Raw genomic sequence first — 7,483 nt, 5'->3', positions numbered from 1 at the left:
CTCGTGGCCCACCTGCAGAGCTTTCATCTGGCCGTCGGCCGTTTCCGACATGGACCGCAGTGAGGACATGGTGTTTTCCTCGCTGTCGAACTGATCGGCCGTGAGGCTTGCCGCCTTCAGCGTGCTCGCAATCGTGTCGCGGTTGGTGTCCGACCAGGTTTGATAGGTCGAGGAGAAGGTTTCATTGTTTGGCAGATTGGTCTGCAGCGTCGAATAGCTCTGGAATCGCTGCTGCAGCACGTCGTCGGCATTGCCCATCGAGAATGCGATGCTCTGGCCCCGATCGACAATGCTCCGGAGCTGACTGAGGTCACTCTCGACCTGCCCCCACATATGCGACGGAAGGGTTGCAGTGTTCTGCAGCAGGTTCTGATATATGTTCAACTGCGTTTCGATCTGCTGTGCCAACTGATTGATCTGAGTGAGCTGGTTCTGGATTTGCTCGCCGGATTTTCCAACCAGGGCAACAAGCTCCCCGTTGTTCAGCACCTGCGTCCATTCGGTCGCAGCACCGGTGGCGGTGCCGGCATCGGCGGGCACTGTACTGCCGATCGCCAGGGCAATGGCCGCGAGAGCGGCGATCATTCTATTCGACGTTGAGCAGCGATGCGGCATCGTGAACTCCTCTCATCTGAAGCCAGTGAATCGGCCAGTCGCGGCCGTATTCGGCACGAAGCGCTCGAATGCGCTTCAGGTCTTCCTTGCCGGATGCACCGATGAAGCTAAGCGCCACGGGACCGAGCGCCATGTCGAACAGCCGCCGGCCTTCAGGGGAGACGACGTAATATTCTCGCTTGGGAATGGCGTTCGAAACGATCTCCACCTGGCGCGCGTTGAAGCCGAACCGCTCGTAGAATTCGCGGGTGCCGGGCTCGCGGGCGGCTCCATTCGGAAGGCAGATCTTCGTCGGGCAGGATTCTTTCAGCACGTCGATGATCCCGGAGCGCTCTGCGTCTGAAATGGACTGTGTGGCAAGCACAACCGCACAATTGGCCTTGCGAAGAACCTTCAGCCACTCGCGGATCTTGGCTCGGAACACCGGGTGGCCGAGCATCAACCATGCTTCATCGAGCACGATCAGGCTTGGCGAGCCGTCGAGGCGCTTTTCGATGCGGCGGAAGAGATAGGTGAGGACGGGCACGAGATTACGCTCGCCCATGTTCATCAGTTGCTCGATTTCGAAAGTCTGGAAGGCACCGAGCGTTAGCCCATCGGTCTCGGCGTCGAGAAGCTGGCCCATGGGACCATCGACCGTATAATGATGCAACGCGTCCTTGATCTCACGCATCTGCACCCCGCTCACGAAATCCGACAGCGAGCGCCCGGGTGCGCCGCCCATTAGGCCTACCTGCCGAGAGATTGCGTTGCGGTGATCGGGCGTGATGGTGACGCCCTGCAGCCCCACCAACATCTCGATCCATTCGGTGGCCCAGGCACGGTCTGCGTCGGTGGCAAGGTCCGAGAGCGGGCAGAAAGCCAAGGCGTTCCCCTCCTCCGCATGGTCACCGCCGATCTCGTAGTGATCGCCGCCGGCGGCCAGCGTCAACGGCAGAAGGGAGCTGCCCTTGTCGAAGGCGAATATCTGCGCGCGTTCGTAGCGCCGGAATTGGGCGGCGATCAGTGCCAGAAGCGTTGACTTCCCAGAGCCGGTTGGTCCGAATACCAAAGTATGGCCGACGTCGTCGACATGCAGGTTGAGCCGGAACGGCGTCGAGCCGCTGGCGACCTGCAGCAGCGGTGGCGAATTCGGAGGATAGAATGGGCATGGTGCGACCGGGCTTCCCGACCAGACCGAATTGAGCGGGACCAGGTCTGCGAGGTTGCTCGTATTGATCAGGGGTTCGCGAATGTTGGCGTACCAGTTGCCTGGCAGGCTTCCAAGATAGGCGTCGGTGGCATTGAGCGTTTCGACCCTTGCCCCGAATCCTTCGGCCTGAATCAGCCTTCGGATCGCCTCGGCTTTTTCCTGCAGCGCTTCGCGATCGCCGTCGAAGAGAACGATCACGGGCGTATAATAGCCGTAGGCAACAAGCTGCGATGACGCTTGCGCGATCGCGTCCTCCGTCTCAGCGACCATCGTCATCGCGTCCTGATCGACTGACCGGCTTTGCGTTTGAAAAAGTTGGTCGAAGAAAGGCCTGACTTTCTGCTGCCACTTCTTGCGCGTCCTCTCAAGCTTCTGGCGCGCCTCTTGCGCATCGAGGAAGATGAAGCGCGACGACCAGCGATAGGTGAGTGGCATCAGGTCGAGGCTGTTGAGAATCCCGGGCCAGCTCTCCGACGGCAGGCCGTCGAGTGCGACAACACCGAGGAAACGGTTCTCGACCTTGGGAGTCAGCCCGTGCTCGAGTTCCGCAGTGGCAACCCAGTCGAGATACATGGGAGCATCTGGAAGTCGGATCGGGTGGTTCTCGCCGGTGATGCAGAAGCGGACGAATTGGAGCAAATCGTCATAGCGGGAGATGCGCACCCCTCCCCTCTCGCGAACCTCACGTGTTTCCATCCGCCGAATCGAAACGGTGTTGGCGAAGTATTGCTCGATCTCGCGGATCGCGTTCCTGAAGATGAATAGCGCCGTGTCCGCATAGGTCTGCTTGCGGCTCTCCTCGTCGGAATAGATGTATTTGCTCAAAGCCGTCTTTTTGGACTCAAGCGGCCGATGGGTCAGGACCAGCGCGTGCTTGCTCTCGAAATGTCCCCGCTCTCGCTCGAAATGCGCCCGACGCTCCGCGTCGATCGCACGTGTGACGGCATCGGGGAAATGGCAGAGGTCATTCGATGGATAGTCGAAGGTCGAGACCCGGACGGCTTCGACTTGGATCATCCAGCCGCTTCCGAGCCGCGACAGAATTGCATTGATCTGCCGCGACAGGTCGTTGCGCTCGAGGTCGGTGGCACTTTCGGAATCAGGCCCGGCAAAATACCAGCCGGCCATCAGGCTTCCGTCTTTCAAAAGAAGGACGCCATTGTCGACTAGACCGGCATAGGGAACGAGATCCGCAAAGGATGGGCCGGTGGCACGAAAGCGTTTAAGAGCAACCAAAACGGCCTCCTCAGTATTTGCGCCAAGGCGAAGCGGTTGGCTTGTAATAAGGTCTGTAGGAAATGTGCCTGATATACACCTGACGCATCAGAGGATCTGATTTGGCCATCATGCGAAGCGCGCCGACGATCACGATCCACACAGCCACGCCGAAGAGCGCGGAATAAGTGGTCAACACAACGAAGATTAGAATGACAGCGGCGAGACCGGTGATCAGGACCAATTCCCGATCGGCGCCCATCAGGAGATTCGGGCGTGAAAGAGCGCGATGAATCCGATTTCGTTGAAGGCCCGTGAATGACTCAGCCATGACCAACCTCCCCGCCATTCGGTTGCGGAGGTGCCAACTGATTATCGACAGCACTGATCGATGCGCCGGTTGCGCCGAACAAGCCGACAATGTTTGTCGCACCCAGTAGGATGCCGGCGACAAGCACGATGTAGACGAGCCGCCGGGCGAAGTCGTTCAGTTCGCCGCCGAAGATCAGCATGCCGCCGGCGATCGCGACGGCAGCCAGGGCGATGGCACCCGCAACAGGACCTGTGATGGATGCCTGGATCTGCTGCAGAGGGCTTTCCCACGGAAGACTGCCGCCTGAACTGGCGAGTGCGGGGAAAGCCAGAAGAACCAAACCGATAGCGGCTAAACTAAGCGAACTGAATTTCCATTTAAGCTGCATCGAGTGCTTCCTCTGCGTAGGGTTCGATTTGGTACTGCCCGCCCACAAAGCGGCTGACATGGAGGATTTCCGAAACCCGCCGTCCCTTGGGCGTTCTCTCGATTGAAATGACGAGATCGACGGCATCGCCGATGACAGCCTGCATCGGCTGCTGACTGGCTTCAGCGGTTAGCTGTTCGAGCCGCTGCAGGGCTGAGCGTGCGGTGTTCGAATGTATTGTCGCTATCCCGCCCGGATGACCGGTATTCCAGGCTTTCAATAACGTAAGCGCCGCACCATCGCGGACTTCTCCCACAATGATGCGGTCGGGACGCAGTCGCATCGTGCTTTTCAGCAGACGCGACATATCGACGGTATCGCTCGTATGCAGGCATACGGCGTTGTCGGCTGCACATTGGATTTCCGCAGTGTCTTCGAGAATGACTAGCCGGTCTTCAGGTGCCTGAAGAACGATCTCACCGAGGATAGCGTTGGTAAGGGTCGTTTTGCCCGAACCTGTGCCGCCGGCCACGACGATGTTGAGTTTCGAGGCGACGGCGCTCCGGATGATTGCCGCTTGGTTTGCCGTCATCGTCTTGTTCGAAACATAGTCGTCGAGCGGAATCAGTCGTGACGCGCGCCTCCGGATCGTAAACGAAGGTCCAGCGACGACCGGCGGCAACAATCCTTCGAACCGGTGGCCGCCAATCGGCAGTTCGCCGGAAATGATGGGGCTTCGATCATCGACTTCAGAGTTGAGGACATGGGCAACACTGCCAATGACGGTTTCTGCGGCGGCCTGTGGCATCTCGCCTGCGGCCGCGATTCCGTGCCCCAATCTCTCGATGAAGAGCTTGCCGTCCGGATTGAGCATGATCTCAACCACACTTGGATCCTCGAGTGCGACACAAAGGCGATCGCCGAGGGCATTCTGGAGTTTGCTGACCAGGCGCGCGAGTGAGCGATGGTGTGAGCTCATCATGTCTCACGCTGCCTTCTGTTTAGAGATGGCGAACGAAGAGCGATAGGTTTGTGGACGGAGAAGATCGAAGCTGGCGCGGTCGGCTGCGAGGACGCCAGCGACACTGTGTGTTTCATTGATCATTACCGGGGCGCCGAGGCGGCGCATTGGCCAGCCGGCGCGCTTGAGGATCCGCTCAAACCGGAGATCGGTTGCGGTCGCGATTTCGGAATAGCCGTTCAGCATGCACCACTCGACGATGCCGGCAAACATCGCCAAGGTCGCATTGTGAAGCGAGCCCCCTGCCCTCCCCTCGATGAAAGCAGTGTCGACGCAAAATCGTGAGCTTTCGATCATGCGTTGATGAGAGGCAAGGTGACCAGTGTGGAGGAGCTGTGGGAAGGGGCCTGTCGCAAATTTTCGGGCTTAACCGTATGTTGACCGTAGGCATGGAATTTGCCGCTTCGAAAGTTGCGGAGCGAGCCATGATTCTGAATACCATTGCCGAGAAGCTGAAGCGCCAGTCGAAAGATGATTTCAAAGGCAGGCATTTCGAGGCATGGCTGATTGTACAGGCAGTTGCCTGGTACTTGCGCTACCCGCTCAGCTATCGTGACTTGGAAGAGATGTTTCGCGAGCGGGGCTTTGAGGTCGATCATAGCACGATCAACCGCTGGGTATTGGCTTATGCGCCGATGATCGAAAAACGGCTGCGGCAGTTTCGGCGACCCCATTGCGGCTCGGTCAGAATCGATGAGACCTACGTCAAGATCCGCGGCAAATGGCGCTATCTGTACCGAGCCATCGATAAACACGGCAATCCGGTGGATTTCCTGCTGACCTCTAAGCGCGATCTCGACGCCGCCAAGCGGTTCTTCCGCAAGATGCTCAAAGATGAACCCTTGTTGTCGCCGAACAGGATCGGGACGGACGGGGCCAACACCTTCCCTTCAACGATCAAAACGTCGGTTGAAGATGGGCTTCTACATCCCGATCCCGTCCACTATGTCACCAAGCACCTCCAGCAAGGCATCGAAAGTGACCATTTCCGGGTAAAGAAAAACATGCCAAAGATCGGTGGCTTCCAATCCTTCAACACGGCGCGGCGAACCATCGCGGGTTTCGAGGCGATGCTGTGGTTGAGGAAAGGCTTTGGCTTTTCCGGCGGCTGGACTGTCAATGACCAGAACGATTTGCTTGCGCGCCTCTTCGGACTGCAAAAGGTTAACAAAGCATGAAAATGAAGATGCTCAGGGGAGAATCGCGCGCTCCGATAACGTTTGCGACAGGCCCAGTTCGGAGGTCGGACATCGCCCAAGTACTTCTTTACAGATCGAAGGCGCTATCCCGCGCCTGCGTCAATCAGAATTCCTCCCAGGACGCACCGGCGGCTACAGCGCCGCCGCTCAAGGCGTTTGCAAGTTTGGCAGTCATCTGACGGGCCGGTGAGGCAATGGGTCTGGACCTTGGGGGCGCCGATGACACCGAAGTAGGTCTTGCCCCGGCGACCGTAGTCGGATGTGTTTGCGCATGGCCAGGATGCGAGAGAGTGGCACCGATCTGGAACTGGCTCACAAGCCGAAACAGACTGTCGGCTTCCCTCGCGAGGCTGTGTGCGGCCGCTGTTGTTTCCTCAACCATGGCGGCATTTTGCTGCGTGCCCTGGTCCATGGTATTGACGGCCGTGTTGATCTCTTTGAGGCCGGTTGCCTGTTCCTTCGAGCTTTCTACGATCGCGGTTACATTGCCACTGACCTGCTGCACCTGTCCGACAATCTCCTGGAGCGCCTCGCCCGTCTGCCCGACAAGATTGACGCCGCTCTTCACATGCTCATTGGAAGCGCGGATGAGTTCCTTGATCTCCTTCGCCGCTTTGGCAGAGCGCTGGGCAAGCTCGCGAACTTCCTGGGCGACGACAGCGAAGCCCTTACCGGCCTCGCCGGCGCGGGCGGCTTCCACCCCGGCATTCAGAGCCAGCAGGTTCGTTTGAAAGGCAATCTCATCGATGACGCCTATAATGTTGCTGATTTCCGAGGATGACGCTTCGATCTTGCCCATGGCATCGACGGCATTGCGCACGACAGATCCGGACCGCTCGGCGTTGTCTCGTGTCTTTGCGACGAGATCGCCGGCCTCCTGGGCGCGATGGCTGGAATCGGCGACCGTGGTGGTGATCTCTTCAAGCGCAGCGGCCGTTTCCTCAACCGAAGCTGCCTGTTGCTCCGTCCGCTTGGCCAGATCGTCGGACGCGGAACGAATCTGTGCCGTCCCCGCCGCAATGCCGCTTGCGTTCTCGGCGACCGCCTGCATGGCCGAACGAAGCTTGTCGGTCGCACTGTTGAAGTCCAGGCGCAGCGTCTCAAGCGCGGGGATAAAGGCCGTTCCAACAGTCTGGGTCAAGTCGCCTCCGGATAAGGCTTTCAAAGCGGTGGCAAGTTGATCCACGTTGGCAACCCGCGCAGTGATATCCGTGGCGAATTTGACAACCTTGAACACTTTGCCGTTCATATCGAAAATCGGATTGTAGGAAGCCTGGATGTGAACCCGTTTGCCGCCCCTGCCGATACGCGTGAATTCGTCGGCGATGAAGTCGCCTCCGGCAAGCCGCTGCCAAAACCGCCGATACTCTTCTGAGCCAGTGTAGTCGCGCTCGCAGAACATTGAGTGATGCTTGCCTTGGATTTCGCTCAAGCTGTAGCCGAGGGTCGCCAGAAAGTTCTCGTTGGCAGTGATGATTTCCCCGGCCGGCGTAAACTCAATAACGGCCTGCGCACGCGACAAGGCATTGAGTTTACCCGCATCCTCCGCATTCTTTAGTTT

The 7,483-nt window shown here is 58.7% G+C and carries 7 protein-coding genes and 1 pseudogene; 1 reads left to right on the top strand and 7 read right to left on the bottom strand.

From position 1 onward, the window contains the following. The 6 genes and pseudogenes from trbJ to AC1D06_RS40990 form a co-directional block, all read right to left on the bottom strand. Positions 1 to 615 (bottom strand): P-type conjugative transfer protein TrbJ (gene trbJ, locus AC1D06_RS41015; RefSeq protein WP_477991178.1); only part of this gene is annotated, 615 nt, incomplete at its 3' end. Further along, positions 587 to 3,043, bottom strand: a complete 2,457-nt coding sequence (locus AC1D06_RS41010; RefSeq protein ID WP_477877330.1) for a conjugal transfer protein TrbE — start codon at positions 3,041 to 3,043, stop codon at positions 587 to 589. The genes AC1D06_RS41010 and trbJ, both read right to left, overlap by 29 nt. 10 nt (positions 3,044 to 3,053) lie before the next feature. Further along, positions 3,054 to 3,353, bottom strand: coding sequence for a conjugal transfer protein TrbD (locus tag AC1D06_RS41005; RefSeq protein ID WP_477877329.1), 300 nt, complete (start codon positions 3,351 to 3,353; stop codon positions 3,054 to 3,056). Continuing rightward, positions 3,346 to 3,723: a TrbC/VirB2 family protein gene (locus tag AC1D06_RS41000; RefSeq protein ID WP_477877328.1), complete on the bottom strand. Its 378-nt coding sequence runs from the start codon at positions 3,721 to 3,723 to the stop codon at positions 3,346 to 3,348. Before AC1D06_RS41000 ends, AC1D06_RS41005 begins: the two co-directional genes overlap by 8 nt. Further along, on the bottom strand, positions 3,713 to 4,684 hold the full coding sequence (gene trbB / locus AC1D06_RS40995) for a P-type conjugative transfer ATPase TrbB (RefSeq protein WP_477877327.1): 972 nt from the start codon (positions 4,682 to 4,684) through the stop codon (positions 3,713 to 3,715). Before trbB ends, AC1D06_RS41000 begins: the two co-directional genes overlap by 11 nt. Positions 4,685 to 4,687: 3 nt before the next feature. Beyond that, a pseudogene (locus tag AC1D06_RS40990) lies at positions 4,688 to 5,065 on the bottom strand (acyl-homoserine-lactone synthase); the annotation flags it as partial. A gap of 83 nt (positions 5,066 to 5,148) precedes the next feature. Here AC1D06_RS40990 and AC1D06_RS40985 point away from each other — a divergent pair. Then, positions 5,149 to 5,901 (top strand): IS6 family transposase, encoded by a 753-nt coding sequence (locus tag AC1D06_RS40985; RefSeq protein WP_477991176.1) that lies wholly within the window; start codon positions 5,149 to 5,151, stop codon positions 5,899 to 5,901. A gap of 124 nt (positions 5,902 to 6,025) precedes the next feature. Here the strand turns inward: AC1D06_RS40985 and AC1D06_RS40980 are convergent. Next, a partial coding sequence (locus AC1D06_RS40980) for a methyl-accepting chemotaxis protein (protein ID WP_477991174.1) occupies positions 6,026 to 7,483 on the bottom strand: 1,458 nt, incomplete at its 5' end.

The sequence above is a fragment of the Rhizobium sp. P2_G2 genome (assembly GCF_056403555.1).
This window is presented reverse-complemented; position numbering and strand designations above follow the sequence as displayed.